The sequence below is a fragment of the Salinibacterium sp. PAMC 21357 genome (assembly GCF_000247645.1).
Taxonomy (GTDB): Bacteria; Actinomycetota; Actinomycetes; order Actinomycetales; family Microbacteriaceae; genus Rhodoglobus.
In genome coordinates this window covers 818,832-833,813 of sequence record NZ_AHWA01000004.1, presented here as the reverse complement: position 1 = coordinate 833,813, position 14,982 = coordinate 818,832, and the positions used below count along the sequence as shown (strand labels likewise).

Sequence of the window (14,982 nt, the reverse complement as noted above, 5' to 3'; positions counted from 1 at the left end):
AGCGGGGCGGCAGCCCGTCACGCCAGCGTCCGCTCGCCGTCTTGCTCGTGCGAGTGCACTCGGGGGCATTCGGAGTCTGGATGCTGGTGTTGACATTGACGCAGCGTCAACATCTAACGTCTGTGGTAGCCGGAAAGACCGGCTGAGTTCAGAGTGAAGCGCAGGAGGTATCCACGTGTCTTGGTCAATTGCTGAGGTCGCTCGAATGTCCAAGGTGAGTTCGCGGACGCTTCGTCACTACGACGATATTGGCCTGTTGCCACCAGCAGGAACTGCCAGCAACGGCTACCGCTTCTACGAACAAGCGGACCTGCTTCGGCTGCAGCAGATATTGGTGCTGCGGGAACTGGACCTCGGGCTGAGCGAGATTCGAAAGATCTTGGATCGGCAGGAGAATCCGATCCGGATGCTGCAGGGCCACCATCAGCAGCTCTTGCGCGAGCAGGAGCGACTGGGGCGAGTCGCGGCCACCGTCGCCCGCACGATCGATGAACTCACCAGTGAGAAAGGACGAGAAGGAATGACGAAAATCAATCGGCCGGAGAACCTCTTCGAAGGCTTCGACTCAACTCGGTACGACGCTGAGGCCCGCGAGAATTGGCCTCAGCAGTGGGAGCAGGCCAAGCAGTTCACGGATACGCTCAGCGCCACGGACACCGAGCGGATGCAACGCGAGCAAACGGCGGCAATGATCCGAATGGCCGAGTTCATGGCCGCCGGCGTGGATGGAGGCGCTGCTGCGGTGCAAGCCGAGGTGGATGCCGCCTATCGGGCGATCTGTCGCATGTGGACCCCAACGGCGGAGGCATTCAAAAATCTGGGTCAGATGTATGTCGACGATGCACGATTCCGCAGCACCTACGAGGAGATCGCCCCTGGACTAGCGGAGTACTACCGCGACGCCATGGCCACGTACGCTGACGCCCAACTGGGGTAGCCCGCACCGCAGGCGCGGAAGAACGGTCCGGAGGCTGCAGACTTCGGACACTCACTACGCATAGGCAGTCTTCACTAACGGCCCGTCCCTGTGAACGGGTCTGACGTGAAAGAGGCGATCGCCCATTCCTGCGGATGCAGTGAGCGCCATCGACGCCGCGGGGTCGGATACTTCGCAGCCTCAGAAAGCCATAAGCGCGAATCCCGCAACGACGCTCAGAAGGCCGATTCCGGTGAGAATTGAGCCGATGAGGGTGGCGCCGTTCGTGCGGCGGGGCCGCGCGAGACTCCACCGAGAGGGATGGCACTGGTCGTAATACAGAGCGACTTGAGTGCCGACATCCATGATGGGAGCTTCAGACGGCTCGTGAAGGATGGAGTGCTGCCTGTCATCGCTATCGGACCAGCGGAAGCCCTGAAAGCCTCCGGCCTCGAAAACCTCGGCACTGGTCGCGACCCATTGCAGGCCCGCAGAGCAAAGATCCACCCGAAGAGGAGCAGCGGGATGCCGGGGACGAGGCCGACCCAGGACATCGTTTCGAGCACCACCCCTAAAGCGCCCTCAGGTCCGGTCATTGTGCAATATTATCGGCTGCTTTCTGCGGAGATCACGGAAATGACGGAGACCGCCGACGTCGCAGCCCTCACGAAGAATGCCGACGTCGGCTACGCGAGGTTGAGGGTGCGGCTGCTCGTCTTCAGGGTCAGCTTCTGTCCCCAGCCGACGGAGAGATGGTCTGCTTCGATGCCGTCACCGAAGAGAACGAGAGTGTCGGACTGAACAACGACTTCGAGGCGCTCGGTGCTGGTGAGAGTTCCGTCGGTGAGGGAGCGGCCGGTGGAGGGCGATGGCCAGGCCTCGCGGATGTACCAGCGCAAGTGGTCGGAGCCCGCCGGCGGAAGCTCGGCGGTCAAGAACCGATCCGAGGCGATGGAGGTTGACCATCCGGTGCTTCCCGTTCCGGTGGCAATGATGATGCCGGAGGAGGATTGCTCTTCGCGCGCGCCGTTGGGGAGGGTAATCGCATACCGCGCCGATTGATGGCCGCGGTTGCCGAAGTACAACTCGTTGAGTGCCACGAGCCGCTGCCCGTCGTCGAGCACACCTTCGACCATGGTGCGCTGACTGAATTGCAGGCGGCGATGGATGGTCGCTTGGATGAGCTCTACGGCATCCGAGGGGGCGAACCTTACGAGCGCGCCCGAGTTGCGTGAGGGTTCGGGGTCGATGCCGATCACTGGTTGCCCGGTGAGGTACTTGGCGACGTTCGCGACGAGCCCATCTTGCCCGATGATCACCACGATGTCTTCGGGCGAAAACGGGTAACGGTCGAGATCAGCGCGCTCGACCCGTGCTTGCCGCAGCTCGGCCGGCAGCGCGTTCGAGACCGAAGTCAGCGCCGAAGCGAGCACTTCGTGCCGCTCTCGAACCTCCTCGATGCTGCGACCGCGCGACGTGAGAAAGAACTCGGCTTGCCCTGCAGTGGAGTGCCGCTGGAGAAGTTCGGTGTATTCCGTGCGCCGATGAACAAGAACGACGCGGGGCGCGAGCGCCATCGCTAGTCCTTCTGCGTGCCTGCGATGCGGCTCAACGCTTGGGTCAGAACGTCAGGCGACAGGTTTACGGTGCCGATCTGCGGCAGGTGCTCCGCCAGAGACTTAGCAGCGAGTGCAAGCAGAACGCCAGTTTCCACCCCTTCGTACGACGCGAGTCGCGCCTTCTCTGCCTCGGCCGCCGCGGCCCCTCTGACTCGAACGCTGTCGGCGGCGCTCTCCGATTTCACCTTCTCGGATGCTGCGGATTCGGTCGCTCGCTTCAGCGCGTTCGCGCCCTCCTGGCCGACGAGAAGTTCCTCACGTTTGGCGAGCTCGATCTTGCTCTGCAACTCATTCTCGGCGATGGCGCGTTCGCGCTCGACGGCCACGGCGCGACGCTCGAAGGTCGCTTTGTCCGCATCCTGCTGTACTTGCTCGCGCACGGGCGTCTCGAGAGCAGAAGCGAGTTCGGCCTGGGGCCGGATGCTCACGACGCGAACGCCGATGACGAGAATGGATGTCTCCGCAAGACGCTTGTCTGCAGCAAGCCCGTCAGTCATCGCCTGGCGCACCGTCGGCAGCCCCGCAGCCAACAGGTCGAGGAGCTTCATCGTGGCGATGCTCTCCAACGCATACTGCTGGGCGAGCTCGGTAATGCGCGAGGCGACCTGCGCGAGCGGGTCTGAGATCCACTGACCGGTCTGGGTGTCGATGGCGAAGTCGATGCGGCGCGCAGCAAGGCTGGGATCTGCATACCGGTAGGTGATGGTGGCGCCGACTGCGACATCCTGAAAGTCGATCGTGCGCGCGTGGAAGACCAGCGGTAACTCGTTCTCGGCGGTGGGCACCTCGCTGATCGCGGCGGTCAGCGCACGAAAGTTGAACGCGAGACCGACACCCTCGTGGGCGATCTTGCCCTTCCTGAGGTGAACGATATGGGCCGTCGGCGTGCTGCTCAGGTGTCGAAATAAGCCGCGCTCGCGGATATAGGCCATGTGAATTCCCCTGTACTAAGTCGAGTGATCGTCCGTTTCATACCTTAGAGGAATCACGGCCCGCAGGGCTCAGGGTTGTGGGCCAATAGTTAAACTCTCTGCCCGAGGCCACGCGGCCCAGCCATCGGGGAGCGTGCGGAGGATGGGCGTGGCCGCCCTCACTCGCTCCAGAGGGATGCCGTCTGCGACGGTTCCGCCGCCACTGCTCTTGCCGTTGGAACAGGTGAGGGCGTAGCTGACCCACGGCCTGCTTTGTCTGCGCTCAACGCTCTCGCGGTACTGGCCGGCGACTACAGCGAACACCTGCCGTTCAAGGTCGTCGGCTTCTGCCGCCCAAGTCGAGTCGCACGCGTCACAGCCGCAGACCGGGTACGGAAAGTCGTTGAGCAATCCAGCGTGCAGGTAGACGGCAGGATACGCCGTGAGCACGAAGGTCAGAGTTGCGCACGAGGGGTCGTTCGGCCGAATTCGCACGGCTCGCACCACGTCGTTATATGGCGGATGCATGAGGTCGGCCGCTACTGCCTCGCTGTCTTCGACCACGACGTCGAAGGTGCCGCAGAGGTAGTCGATGAGCGCGTCGGCAACGGTGTGGAGTGGTGCAAACCTCTCCGGATGTGTCTCTACCGAGTAGGTATCGTCCGGTGGTCCCGCAGTCCAGCGGTTACCGTACGTGATTGCTTGCCCTTGGCCGTCGAGGAACACGTGCGCGTCGATCGGCGGTCTACGGTAGTCGCCCAAGTCTCTAGCCTTTCGCTCTTCGCAAGCAAGCTGCTGCGTCCCATAGAAGACAGTCTCTCAACTTCTTGGTTCTTAGGCCACCGGTCTCTGAGCGCGTTGAGTCTCGCGGGAGTTGAATCGCCGTTCGCTCGCAGGTTACCTTCTATGACCTACGGCTCGCGGGCTCAATGCAGTCCTTGCTCATTGCGAAGTTCGTGAGCTCAACGCCGCGTTTAACTGGATGCTGCTCTGAAGTGACGACGAATCCGAAGCGTTCGAAGAACGGCCGGGCTGTGATGCTCACGTCGGCTGTCAGTGCACGCGCTCCGGCTTTGCGCGCCAAGGCCTCTGCGTGTTCGAGGAGCCGCCGCGCAACCCCTCGTCGCAGAAAACGTGGCGCGACGAACATCATGTCGATGTATCCGGTGGCGCTCACATCGGAGAACCCTGCGACCTCGTCATCGATGGTGGCGACGAAACTGTTCCGCGCCGCCATCGCGCGGCCCCACGACTGCAGGTCCCGCGCATCGATATCCGCCCAGGCTTCCGTCTGCTTGACGGTGTAGTCAGCGGATGCCGTTTCAGTCGCCGCGGCGATGAAAATCGCCAACGTGCTGGCAGCATCCAGCTCGGTATAAGGGCGCACCGCAATCGCAGTGTGCTCACGATTCGCGGATGCACTCACGCGACTAGCATCTCACTTGGGCTCGCGACGTGGCCTGTGGTTCGGCGGTTTTTTGCCCGCGGTCGGCTAGCCCGAAGCCGACCCGATCAAGGATGCCGAATGTTGGCTTGCACGCTCGGGCTAAGCGATGGCGCCGACCACCATGAGGACTCCCAGAATCAATAACACTCCTGCCGAGACGACTAGCAGGATCCCTCGAGGGTGCGGGGAACGCCCCAGCGAAGGGACCGCTCGTATTGCACTGCTGACAGCGATCAGCCAGATCAGCAGCATTCCGATATGAATAATCGCGAAGGTCAGATAAAGCGAAAGCCCGTTTAGGCCTGAGCGGGTGAGGGCGGGAATCACCACTGCGTAAAGACTCAATGCTTTGGCGTTGGTGATCACTGCGATGAAAGACCACACCAGAAGTCTCGCGGCGGGCGGGGGTGGGCTCGCGGGCTGGCCCCAGGATCGGATAGCTCGCACGAACGCCAACACTCCAATGAGGATGAGGACTGCACCGCCGATCATCCCCACGGTTGCCACTATCGCGGGGTCACTCGTGAGGAGTGCTCCGAGGCCGCTGACGCCGAAAGCAAAGGCGATGACGGCAATACCAAGTGCTGTGCCCATCCAGACTCGGATGCCAGCGCGCTTATCGCCAGCGATTGCCGCGTTGACGGTGAGGGTGAAACTTGCGCCGGGGCTTATGACAAATGGCAGTGCTGTCAGCGCCAGCAGAACCAAGTTCACAGCGCGGAGGGACTGAGGTAATGGAAGACAGTTCGAATCGTGTCGTTATCAATAGTGTGGAGTGCGAATCCGGGCATCGCGGTTGGATCGGCGATCGGGTCGGTCTTGCTTCCCAAACGCATAGTTGACACGATTCCGGGGGCTCCCACAAGGGGAACTCCGGCAAAAGTAGTGGCCAGTGCTGCATGAACGTGCCCGGTGAAGATGCCGATGACGTGATCACTTTCTAACACGAGATCTGAGACAGTTTCGGGGTTGCGCAGGCTGTACAACTCGTCCGCGAGGTGATGTCCGATGGAGACGGGCGGATGATGCAGGGCGAGGATTACCTTGCCGGGAGCGGTGGCAATCTGGTTGCGCGCCCATTCCCGCGCTTCACCGGAGATGAGGCCATCGTCTCTCCCATCAAGATGCGAGTCGAGACTCACTAGCCGTAGGCCGCCAATATCGAGGACGCCATTGAGTGTTGCGACGTGTCCAGCCACGTCTAGCGCCGCAAGCATTGGCGCTGAAAGATCGTGATTCCCTGGCAGAACGAGAGTGGGCAGTGAGTGCGGAAGTAGGCCGAAAAACTGAGCGTACTCTTCTGCAAATCCGTGATCCGCCAGATCACCACTGACCAGCAGGGCATCCACGAAGGCTAATTCCGCGACTTGATCGAGCACGGCCCTGAGGCGGCGAGCGCGGCCCTCAGAAAGGTCAAGGTGAGGGTCGCTGAGGTGTGCGATGACGGGCAACGGATCTCCAGTGTCGGGAGTGCGAGTTTTGTTCTGGATCAATCATCTCGAATTTACTCCACCTAACCGGTGCATGACGGGCGGGCATCCTGTCAGCATCCGCCGTGCCTCGATCTGTGGCGAAAGACGCGATCGAGCACATTGTTCTATTACAATGTTCCTATGTTGTTCCGAGTCGACCGCGCATCGCCGCTGCCGTTGACTCAGCAGATTGCGCAACAGGTCCGTTCGAGCGTCGCCGCTGGCGAGTTGGCTCCCGGCGAACGCTTGCCTCCAGCGCGAGACCTCGCCAAGGCGCTTCAAGTGAACATGCACACCGTGTTGCGCGCCTATACGGAGTTGCGAAACGAAGGCCTTCTCGAGATGCGTCAGGGCAGAGGCGCCTTCATTCGAAAGGATGCCCTGACCGGTTTGTCGCGCGTCACTGAACTCGCCGAGCAGCTCATGACAGAAGCGCGCAATCTGGGAATGACCCGGGCCGAAGTCATCCACTTGATCAACCGATCGGAACCACAATGACCGAGATAACCGCTCCACGTTCAACCGCGCGCAGAGCCGCCGCTGTTGTCATTATGTTCGTTCCTCTCGCGGCTGTTCTCGGTTCGTTTGCCCTGTGGCGAAATCAGCTGCCACCCGAGCTTGCCTCTCATTGGTCGGGCACAGGCCCCGCCGATGGCGTGATGGGTGCGATGCAATTCCTCACGCTGGCAGTGGCGCTGACCGGCTCCGCGGCAGTAGCCAGCGTGGTCATTGGCGTCTGGCCCAGCCTTCTGGCCTCCACGCGGCGCTATGGTTTCTTGATCGCCGGACTCCCCGCAGGCATCGGAGCGCAAACGTGGTTGGTCTCCGCCTACCTCACGATGCAAGCCGGCGACCCGTACGAGGTGGTACAGGGACCGTGGCTGGTTCTCGGCTTCGTGTCTTACGCCTACGGCCTCCTCCCTTTCTTGGTCCTCCCCAAGTCGCGCCTCACCTCGAGCGACGTGGAGGAGCGGACAACGCTGGGCCCCGACGAGGGTGGTGCATGGTCACGCGTTGTCACCGCACGGCTCTTCTTGTGGGTCGCGGTAGCGCTGGCCGCGGCGGGAATCGTTTTCTTCTGGATCGCGGCAGCCGCCAATGACGTCGCCGACTCGGCGGTCGTGCTCGTTACAATCGCCGTCACCGCTGTGGTGCTGCTTTCGTTGAGCCGCTACCGAGTGACCGCAGATTGGCGAGGCTTGCGAGTCGTTTCCGAGCTGCTGCGGGTGCCGCTGAAACGCATCCGTCTTGACGAGATCGACACCGTTGATGCTGCCGAGATCACGCCGAAAGAGTGGGGCGGATGGGGGTACCGGGTCTTGCCCGGAAAGTCTGCGCTCATTCTCCGCACGGGTCCCGGCTTGGTCGTGACCACCATCGGCGGAAAACAGTTCGCGATCACCGTGGATGACCCCGGCGTGCCGGCCGCTCTTCTGGCAACGCTCCGCGACCAGCGCCGGGCCTCCGCGCTGTCTGCCCCCAGCTCGGAAATCGAACAGGAATAACGTGACGGTCGTGGAGTTGGATGGCGTTATCGCCGCGGTGTCAGATGCGCTGGGTCGCACGATCTCGCTCGTCCGACAGCTGGCTGGCGGACAGCACGCGACGACGCTTGTGGTCACGGACTCGACCACCGAGTATGTCGTCAGAGTGTTCCCGCCGATGGACGATGCGGTCGCGCACGAGCCGCACATCCTCGACCGGGTCGCCCCGCTAGGCGATCGCGTGCCGCGGCTCGTCGCTACGGGGCAGTTTGGTGATCGCCCGTTCCTCGTCACGTCAGTGGTCGCCGGCGGCCCGCCCTCACCCGACGTGCCGCTGCGCAGGGTTGCCGAGCAAATGGCGGCCGCGTTGGCGCAGATCCACCAACTCGACAACGTCGGCCTCCGTGCCCTGTCGTGGGAAACCCCGCACGGCGACAGTGAGATAGAGACTCGCGGGCGCACAGCGTGGCAGCAACTCGACCTGTCCGAGCACGTTCTCACTCACTACGATTTCTGGTGCGGCAATGCCCTGTGGAAGAGTGACATGCTCACCGGTGTCGTCGATTGGTCGGGCGCTCGCAGCGCTCCACGCGGCTTGGATGTGTCATGGTGCCGACTCGACCTCGTGCTCCTCGGATCCAGCGATGCCGCAGATCATTTTCTCGCTGAATACGAGCGTGAATCGGGGTACTCCCTGCCCGACATCCATTCGTGGGACCTGGTGGCTGCCGCGCGGTCGGCCTCGCGCGTTGAAACCTGGGCCCCCAACTATCTCGGTGTCGGCTACAGCGACCTCACTGAGAGCACCCTCCGCGCGCGGATGGATGACTGGACCGCACGCCTCTGCGCCGGCTGACACCGTCTTGGCGGCATCCGCGCGACGTCGCCCCAGCTGCGGCGATGAGCGAGCCCCCCGACGAGTGTGACGCCCCCATTGTCTGTGTGCCACCTAGAGGGCGGCCACGGGCTGAGGTTGGGACTATTCACGAATCCGACGCTAAAACATCTGCTAATGTCAGAAATGAATGATAAGTGTCATTGCCCAGCCCGATGGCGACAGGAGTAGCTCGTGACCGTATGGCCGAAGCACGAATACCGCACGGTCGCCTGGCACGCCACCGGCAGACGCGGTCCCCGTGAGGACCGTACCCTTTCGGAGATTACTGTGGCGTTGCCTCCACACATCGCGGCCCTTGCGGTTCCGCCGGCACCTCCACGGGAGCTCCTCCGTGCTCGATACGAGACGGAGGAGCTTGAGCGTGTCGCCGGCGATGTTCTGCAGCCGCTGGCGGGCTTCTTGATCCGTATGGAGTCCGTCGCCTCCTCTCGCATCGAGCAGGTTGAAGCCAGCACCACCGCGTTCGCGCGGGCCCTCGGTGGTGTGAAGGAGAATTCGTCCGCGGTGTCAATGGTTTCTGCTGGCCGCGCCATCACTGCACTCATCAGCGCATCTGAAACGACCATCAACCTCGACGAGATCCTTAATGCGCACAGACTGCTGATGCGGGAAGACCCCGAAGAACACAGTCACGCCGGCCGCGTGCGCGACGTGCAGAACTGGATTGGTGGATCCCACTTTTCTCCGCGTGACGCGCTCTACGTTCCGCCGCCGCCCGAATTCGTGCCGGACTATCTCGCTGACCTTGTGACCTTTGCGAACCGAGACGACATTGACCCCATTGCTCAGGCCGCGATCGTGCATGCGCAATTTGAGAGTATCCACCCCTTTACGGATGGCAACGGCCGCATCGGCCGTGCCCTCATCGGCGCCGTGCTGCGAAGGCGAGGCGTGACACCGGCCACGGTGCTGCCGGTGGCGTCGGCGCTGGCCGCCGACACCGACCACTACTTCCGTCTGCTCACCACCTACCGGACGGGAGATGCCGAAGCTATCATCACTGATGTCGCGCTGTGTGTGGAGGTCGCTGCGCGCGAGGCGCGCGGAACTGCCAGATCGTTCATTCTGTACTCCGATGCATGGCGGAAAGAGGTTGGTGTACGCACCGGGAGCGCCGCCGATAGCCTGCTCGACGTATTGGTGGGCTTGCCGGTTTTCACAGTTGAGCAGCTGATCGAGCACACGGGACTTGCGGATCGGGCGGTGTATCGGGCAATTGAGCAACTCCAGGAGTCCCGAATCATCGCTGAGGTAACGAATCGCAAGCGTGACCGCGTTTACGCCGTCACCGATGTGCTCGACGAGTTCGAGGATCTCGACCACCGGATCCGGTCTCGCATCACTCGGCTTCGCGCGGCTGCCTGAGCAGAGCACCGCCGCAACCAAACGCGTGATTAGTCCGTGTTGGCCAGCGCCGAGATCGCGGCGAGATGCCCGTCAAATGCCGTCTTGCCGGCGGGCGTGAGCTGCACTGTTGTCGTGAGTCGACTGTCGTCGCGCTGCGGCGAAGTTTGTTTGGATGTCGTGGCGTAGCCGAGCTCCACCAGGTTGCGGATTGTCTTGGAGAGACTCGCTTCGCTCATCCCCAAAATGTCGGTCAGAATGTGAAACTCGGCGGAGTCCAGGGGGCGAAGAACCGCGCACAAACGAAGTCGGGTGGACGCGTGAATTGACTCGTCAAACCGAGGTTCAGCGGCCATGACGAATTTCCTGCGCCATAGTGCGGCTGAGCATCCGGAGCCCGACGATCATGACGACCGCAGCTAGCGCTGAGTTCACGGCGATCGATCCGGAGAGCTCGGCAAACATGATGCCGACGGATGCGCCGAATAGCGCGACTTCGACCGTCACGAGCACAATCACGACCGCGAGGCTCTTGGGCCCCACGGGCTTCATGATCGAAACGCCCATCCTCTTTTCGCACTCTTTGTCGAGCGCGGTGGAGGCGCTGATGGCGAGGACGCTAATGAGAGTCACGATCCACATGCTGCCCGACAACGGCGCGGCAACGATCACCGCGGTGATCGCGGCGGAGGCGAGGGTGTGCCACCACGGATGCTGGGCCACGCGCCGGGCGAGCGCCTGCCGGTCTGCGGTTATGAGATCCAGCTGGGCTTTTGCGTCGTGGTCGTCTTTGCTGCGGGTTTCGCTTTCCATCTGGTTGAGTGTATTACTTTCCATCTAAGAAAGTAAACGACAATCGATATTCGTCACGGTGTTGGATGTTGCGGGGCTTCTTCGGGGCGGCCGTTGGGGTCACGCCGAGGCGAGATCGAGAGATCGCTTGCGGCCCGGCAGTGCGAACCAGCGGCCGTCATGTTGGCCGACGCGGATCGGATGCGCGAAGGCGGTCGTGACGTTCTCGGTGGTCAGCACCTGTTCGGCTGGCCCGGCCTGCGAGATCCGGCCGTCTGCAATTAAGGCGGCATGGGATGTCGTGGAGGGCAGCTCTTCGAGGTGATGCGTCACGAGAATCGAGGCCAGGCGCGGAAAATTGTGGGTGAGCCCATCGACGGTTTCGAGGAGTTGCTCGCGCGCCGCGACATCCAGTCCGGTGCTGGGTTCATCGAGGAGCAGCAAGTCGGGTTCGGCGATCAGTGCGCGCGCGATGAGGGCTCGGCCGCGTTCTCCTTGCGACAGGGTCGGCCAGCGGTGGGCTTCCTTGCCCGCCAGGCCCATCTGTTCAATCAGTTCTGTCGCGCGGTTCGCCTGCAGCGCGGTGGGATCCCAGCGCGCGGGAATCTCGAGGGATCCGATGAGGCCGGTGAGTACGACATCTCGAATCGTGAGGGGTGCGTGAAGCGGATGACGCGGGTTGACGTGCCCGATCGAGCGACGCAGCGCCTGCAGCTCGACCCGGCCGAGGCGTTGCCCGAGGATGTCCACGGTTCCGGAGGTGGGGTGCGTTGAGGCGCCAACGAAGCCAAGGATGGTGCTTTTGCCGGCGCCATTGGGCCCGAGCAGTGCCCAGTGTTCGCCCGCGCGCACGGTGAGATCGACCTCGTGGAGGATGGTGCGCTCGCCGCGGCGAAAGGTGACGCCGCGTAGCTCGACGACGATGGGGGTGCCGCGCTCGGAGGCATTAGGGCTCACTGGGACGCTTTCGTTCACGAGGGTGCTTTCGCTGATCAGAGTGCTGTTGTTCATGAGAGAGCTCGATGCACGCCGGTGAGGTGCGCCCGACTGCACTCGGCCGCGGCGGCCGGGTCTCGCTCGGCGATCGCTTCGACGAGAGCGGCGTGGGCGGCTTGGTCTGCTTTGTAGTCGTGGATGGGCCGCAGCTTCAGCATCTCGATCATCGCTACGCGCACTCGCGGCACGAAGCCGTCGAACAGTTCGAGCAGCACTTCATTGTGGGATGCCGCGACGACTTGCCGGTGAAGCGCCATGTCGACGTCCGCGAATTCTTCGGCCGAGTGGTGTGAGCCCGAGCGGCGGGCGAGCGCTCGGCGCATCGCTCGCAAGTCTGAGGGTGTGCGTCGATGTGCCGCGAGAGCGGCGGCTTCGGCCTCGATGGCAACCCGAGCTTCGAGGACGGATGCGACGGACACTCGGCGCAGCACGACATCCCAATCCTCGGCAATGTCGGTCGACATCACGAAGACACCGGAGCCTTGACGGCTTTCGAGCACGCCTTTGCCAGCGAGTTCACGGATGGCCTCCCGCAGCGTTGAGCGCCCGACCCCGATCTCGGCGGCCAGCGTCGTCTCGCCCGGCAGCTTGTGCCCCAGGGCCCATTCGCCAGCACGGATGCGCCCGAGTAGCGCTTCGGCTGCCTGCGCGGCGAGCCGACCGTGTTGCACTGCTGATGCCATGCAGGTGCTCCGATCGCCGTATTTGTCCGCCTCGCAACTCTACACCTCAGACAAGTTGGGTTCGTAGCGTTGGCTTGCCCCGTGCATCCGTTATCTGTGCGCGCGTCGCGTCATAGATCGGAGAGTTCAGCGGGGATATCGCGCCGAGTGTGAAGGATGCGGTGGATGCGCACCGCATCGGAGTCAGCTGTGTAAAACGCGACGTAGGGGAACTTTTGCAACGCAAGCCCTCGAAGCTCCGGCATACCTAGCTCGACGGCGAACCGCGGCGACCCGATCGACGGTTGCGACCCGAGTAGGTCGCGCGCCTTCTCCAGCGCATCAACAAACGCCAGTGCGGCGTCAGCGGCGCCCTCTGCCAAGTAGTGCTCCACAGCAGAGTCGATATCCTCACTGGCGCGTCTGGTCGTGACGACGCGGCGGGACGTCACGGGGTGTCAACGCTGTGGTTGTTGATTCGCTCACGAAGTTGGTGGAAGTACGCATCATCGAGATCGGATCCTGGCCCCGACGTCATCCCCTCCACGACGAGTGCACGCAGTTGCGTGCGAGCATGCTCATGCCGGATCAAGTTGCGCACGAACTCGCTACTCGTGCCGTACCCGTGCTCACTTACCTGTTCTTCAACGAACTGCTTCAAAGCGTCAGGGAGGGACACATTCATCGTTGCCATTCCTTCACTTTACGCTCGATGGCAAAGTTTGTCATCGCTCCTAAGTGTCTCCGGCCGTGATGAGAGCCACGAATTCACCATAAGCGGCCTCGATCCGTACACTTTTCGCTACTCACTCCTGCGCGTGTTCGACCCTTCGACGCCGACTGCCGTGATCGCCGCAGCCGAGAGTTATTTAAGGTCGCACTCGATGCGTGCGTTCGCGGACTGAACTGGAATTAGCGCGCCGAACACTTCTTTTCCCACTTGAGGGAGCCGTGGTAGCGAGCCCGATCTGTCTCGCAGGGTGCGGTAAATCTCAACCATGCCTCGAACGTGGATGTCGTCTGTCCTCGTCGCTACAACATGCGGAGCCAGCGCGCTGCTCGCAACGGGATCGGGCGATCACCTGACTTCTTCGGGGGCTAAAGCGCGCACGTGACTGTGCTGAAGTTTTCGGAACAGTCGAGGATCGCGCAGATAGATGGTCGTAGCTGGAGCCGCCATTCAGCTAACTAAACCTACTCACGCTCCGCGGCGCGCCAGTGAAACACCGTAGCTAGTTCGTGAGTACGCTGGCCGATATGAGGTCGGCTCAAGCCCTGCTGCGGGATACGCGGTAGCACGGGTCGAGGATATGCTGACCCTACGGACGGGGCTTGGAGGCCGGTTGTCAGATCAAATTTCTGTGGTGGGCACCGGTGACATCGACTTCCGATTCCTCGAAACAAGGTTCGGTGGCTCCGCTGGTGCGCGCGACGCATTCGAACGACTTGTTGCGGATATCGTCGGGATCGTCCACCCCGATGTACGAGAGGTTCAAGCGAATCCGGGCGATTGGGGTATCGATGCCTACATCGGGGACCTAGAAGCAGGCGGTAAAGTCCATATCTGGCAGTCGAAGTACTTCATCGATGGATTTGCGACGACGCAGCAGGGCGATGTTCGAAAATCGTACAATTCGGCGCAGAAGGCCGCTCGGGACAACGGCTACCAAATTGCATCCTGGACGCTCTGCATTCCTTGTGAGCTGGACGGCCCGATGCTCACATGGTGGGATGGGTGGAAAACGAGGGTGTCGAAGGCGGACACGCTCACTGTGGGCCTCGCGACCCAAGGGTGGCTGCGGCGACGACTCCAAGCACAGGCCGCCACAGATGTTCGTAACCATTACTTTTCGCCTCTTTTTCCGCTGCAGCTCACAGCCGTTGAACCCGAAGAGCCTCGCGGGCTGGAAGAGCTTCCCGAGAACAACGTGTACGACGATGCGCTCTTTGTGCGCCAGATGGACGAAGCAGGCTTGCCAGAGACCTTCGCTGCCCGGGAAGCGTTTTTCAATGCTGAGATTTTGGAGCGCGAGGTCACGGACAAGGGGATCCAGCTCGAAGTCTCGGCGCTCTCAACATGGCGTGTGCGGGTTTCATCAACCTGGTCGACAGCCTTCAATACGGCATGTCAGATGTCGACGGACCGACGCTTTCCCAAGCTTTACGGTGAGGTGCTCGGAATCATCGAGACAAGTCATGCATTGGAGGCCGCGAGCCTAAGAGCGCACGTCCTGCACGGCGTAGGTTTGCTCCATCAAACCATCGACAATGGTCGCGCGGGATGGGTTCGGGACTGGCGTGATGTCGCGAATGCCCACCACACGCAGAGCCCAAAAAGTGCTTCCGGTTCGGACAGCGAGGACCGGGTTGGGGAAAACCCATGAGCGTTGAAAGTGACCCCAATGACAACGCAGCATCGACGCTACGTGCGGAGTCAGTAC

At 62.2% G+C, this 14,982-nt stretch carries 19 protein-coding genes; 6 read left to right on the top strand and 13 right to left on the bottom strand.

Translation table 11 applies throughout. The features are described 5' to 3' along the window. The first annotated feature begins 175 nt into the window (after window positions 1-175). Window positions 176-937: a MerR family transcriptional regulator gene (locus ON14_RS07360; RefSeq protein WP_010204205.1), complete on the top strand. Its 762-nt coding sequence runs from the start codon at window positions 176-178 to the stop codon at window positions 935-937. Window positions 938-1,117: 180 nt separating this feature from the next. Here the strand turns inward: ON14_RS07360 and ON14_RS07355 are convergent, their stop codons facing one another. The 7 genes from ON14_RS07355 to ON14_RS07325 form a co-directional block, all read right to left on the bottom strand. Further along, window positions 1,118-1,423 (bottom strand): hypothetical protein, encoded by a 306-nt coding sequence (locus ON14_RS07355; protein WP_010204204.1) that lies wholly within the window; start codon window positions 1,421-1,423, stop codon window positions 1,118-1,120. 179 nt (window positions 1,424-1,602) lie between these two features. After that, window positions 1,603-2,493: an NAD(+)/NADH kinase gene (locus ON14_RS07350; protein ID WP_010204203.1), complete on the bottom strand. Its 891-nt coding sequence runs from the start codon at window positions 2,491-2,493 to the stop codon at window positions 1,603-1,605. Window positions 2,494-2,495: 2 nt separating this feature from the next. Continuing rightward, window positions 2,496-3,467, bottom strand: a complete 972-nt coding sequence (locus ON14_RS07345) for an SPFH domain-containing protein (RefSeq protein ID WP_010204201.1) — start codon at window positions 3,465-3,467, stop codon at window positions 2,496-2,498. 69 nt (window positions 3,468-3,536) lie between these two features. Beyond that, window positions 3,537-4,208: a DUF6226 family protein gene (locus tag ON14_RS07340; protein ID WP_010204200.1), complete on the bottom strand. Its 672-nt coding sequence runs from the start codon at window positions 4,206-4,208 to the stop codon at window positions 3,537-3,539. 142 nt (window positions 4,209-4,350) lie between these two features. Then, window positions 4,351-4,872 (bottom strand): GNAT family N-acetyltransferase, encoded by a 522-nt coding sequence (locus ON14_RS07335; protein WP_010204199.1) that lies wholly within the window; start codon window positions 4,870-4,872, stop codon window positions 4,351-4,353. Window positions 4,873-4,992: 120 nt separating this feature from the next. Further along, a complete protein-coding gene (locus ON14_RS07330; RefSeq protein WP_010204198.1) occupies window positions 4,993-5,607 on the bottom strand; it encodes a LysE family translocator in 615 nt (204 codons plus the stop codon). Further along, window positions 5,604-6,386, bottom strand: coding sequence for a metallophosphoesterase family protein (locus tag ON14_RS07325; protein ID WP_010204197.1), 783 nt, complete (start codon window positions 6,384-6,386; stop codon window positions 5,604-5,606). Before ON14_RS07325 ends, ON14_RS07330 begins: the two co-directional genes overlap by 4 nt. A gap of 120 nt (window positions 6,387-6,506) precedes the next feature. Here ON14_RS07325 and ON14_RS07320 point away from each other — a divergent pair, with 120 nt between their 5' ends. The 4 genes from ON14_RS07320 to ON14_RS07305 all read left to right on the top strand — a co-directional run bounded on the left by ON14_RS07320 (window position 6,507) and on the right by ON14_RS07305 (window position 10,112). Beyond that, window positions 6,507-6,863, top strand: coding sequence for a GntR family transcriptional regulator (locus ON14_RS07320; protein ID WP_010204196.1), 357 nt, complete (start codon window positions 6,507-6,509; stop codon window positions 6,861-6,863). After that, window positions 6,860-7,870: a hypothetical protein gene (locus tag ON14_RS07315; RefSeq protein ID WP_010204195.1), complete on the top strand. Its 1,011-nt coding sequence runs from the start codon at window positions 6,860-6,862 to the stop codon at window positions 7,868-7,870. The genes ON14_RS07320 and ON14_RS07315 overlap by 4 nt, the downstream gene beginning before the upstream one ends. Window position 7,871: 1 nt before the next feature. After that, complete coding sequence (locus ON14_RS07310) at window positions 7,872-8,705, top strand: phosphotransferase family protein (protein ID WP_010204193.1); 834 nt, start codon at window positions 7,872-7,874, stop codon at window positions 8,703-8,705. 213 nt (window positions 8,706-8,918) lie between these two features. Beyond that, entirely contained in the window at window positions 8,919-10,112 is a 1,194-nt protein-coding gene (locus tag ON14_RS07305) for a Fic family protein (RefSeq protein WP_010204191.1), read from the top strand. 29 nt (window positions 10,113-10,141) lie between these two features. Here ON14_RS07305 and ON14_RS07300 read toward each other — a convergent pair whose 3' ends face one another. The 6 genes from ON14_RS07300 to ON14_RS07275 all read right to left on the bottom strand — a co-directional run bounded on the left by ON14_RS07300 (window position 10,142) and on the right by ON14_RS07275 (window position 13,235). After that, complete coding sequence (locus ON14_RS07300; RefSeq protein ID WP_010204190.1) at window positions 10,142-10,447, bottom strand: transcriptional regulator; 306 nt, start codon at window positions 10,445-10,447, stop codon at window positions 10,142-10,144. Then, window positions 10,437-10,904, bottom strand: coding sequence for a hypothetical protein (locus ON14_RS07295; protein ID WP_010204189.1), 468 nt, complete (start codon window positions 10,902-10,904; stop codon window positions 10,437-10,439). The genes ON14_RS07300 and ON14_RS07295 overlap by 11 nt, the downstream gene beginning before the upstream one ends. A gap of 99 nt (window positions 10,905-11,003) precedes the next feature. Continuing rightward, window positions 11,004-11,894 (bottom strand): ABC transporter ATP-binding protein, encoded by an 891-nt coding sequence (locus ON14_RS07290; RefSeq protein WP_010204188.1) that lies wholly within the window; start codon window positions 11,892-11,894, stop codon window positions 11,004-11,006. After that, on the bottom strand, window positions 11,891-12,562 hold the full coding sequence (locus ON14_RS07285; protein ID WP_010204187.1) for a FadR/GntR family transcriptional regulator: 672 nt from the start codon (window positions 12,560-12,562) through the stop codon (window positions 11,891-11,893). Before ON14_RS07285 ends, ON14_RS07290 begins: the two co-directional genes overlap by 4 nt. A gap of 110 nt (window positions 12,563-12,672) precedes the next feature. Beyond that, on the bottom strand, window positions 12,673-12,993 hold the full coding sequence (locus ON14_RS07280) for a type II toxin-antitoxin system RelE/ParE family toxin (RefSeq protein ID WP_026037593.1): 321 nt from the start codon (window positions 12,991-12,993) through the stop codon (window positions 12,673-12,675). Next, complete coding sequence (locus ON14_RS07275; RefSeq protein WP_026037592.1) at window positions 12,990-13,235, bottom strand: type II toxin-antitoxin system ParD family antitoxin; 246 nt, start codon at window positions 13,233-13,235, stop codon at window positions 12,990-12,992. Before ON14_RS07275 ends, ON14_RS07280 begins: the two co-directional genes overlap by 4 nt. Window positions 13,236-13,884: 649 nt before the next feature. Here ON14_RS07275 and ON14_RS15165 point away from each other — a divergent pair. Next, a complete protein-coding gene (locus ON14_RS15165) occupies window positions 13,885-14,925 on the top strand; it encodes a hypothetical protein (protein ID WP_010204181.1) in 1,041 nt (346 codons plus the stop codon). The last annotated feature ends 57 nt before the right edge of the window (window positions 14,926-14,982 follow it).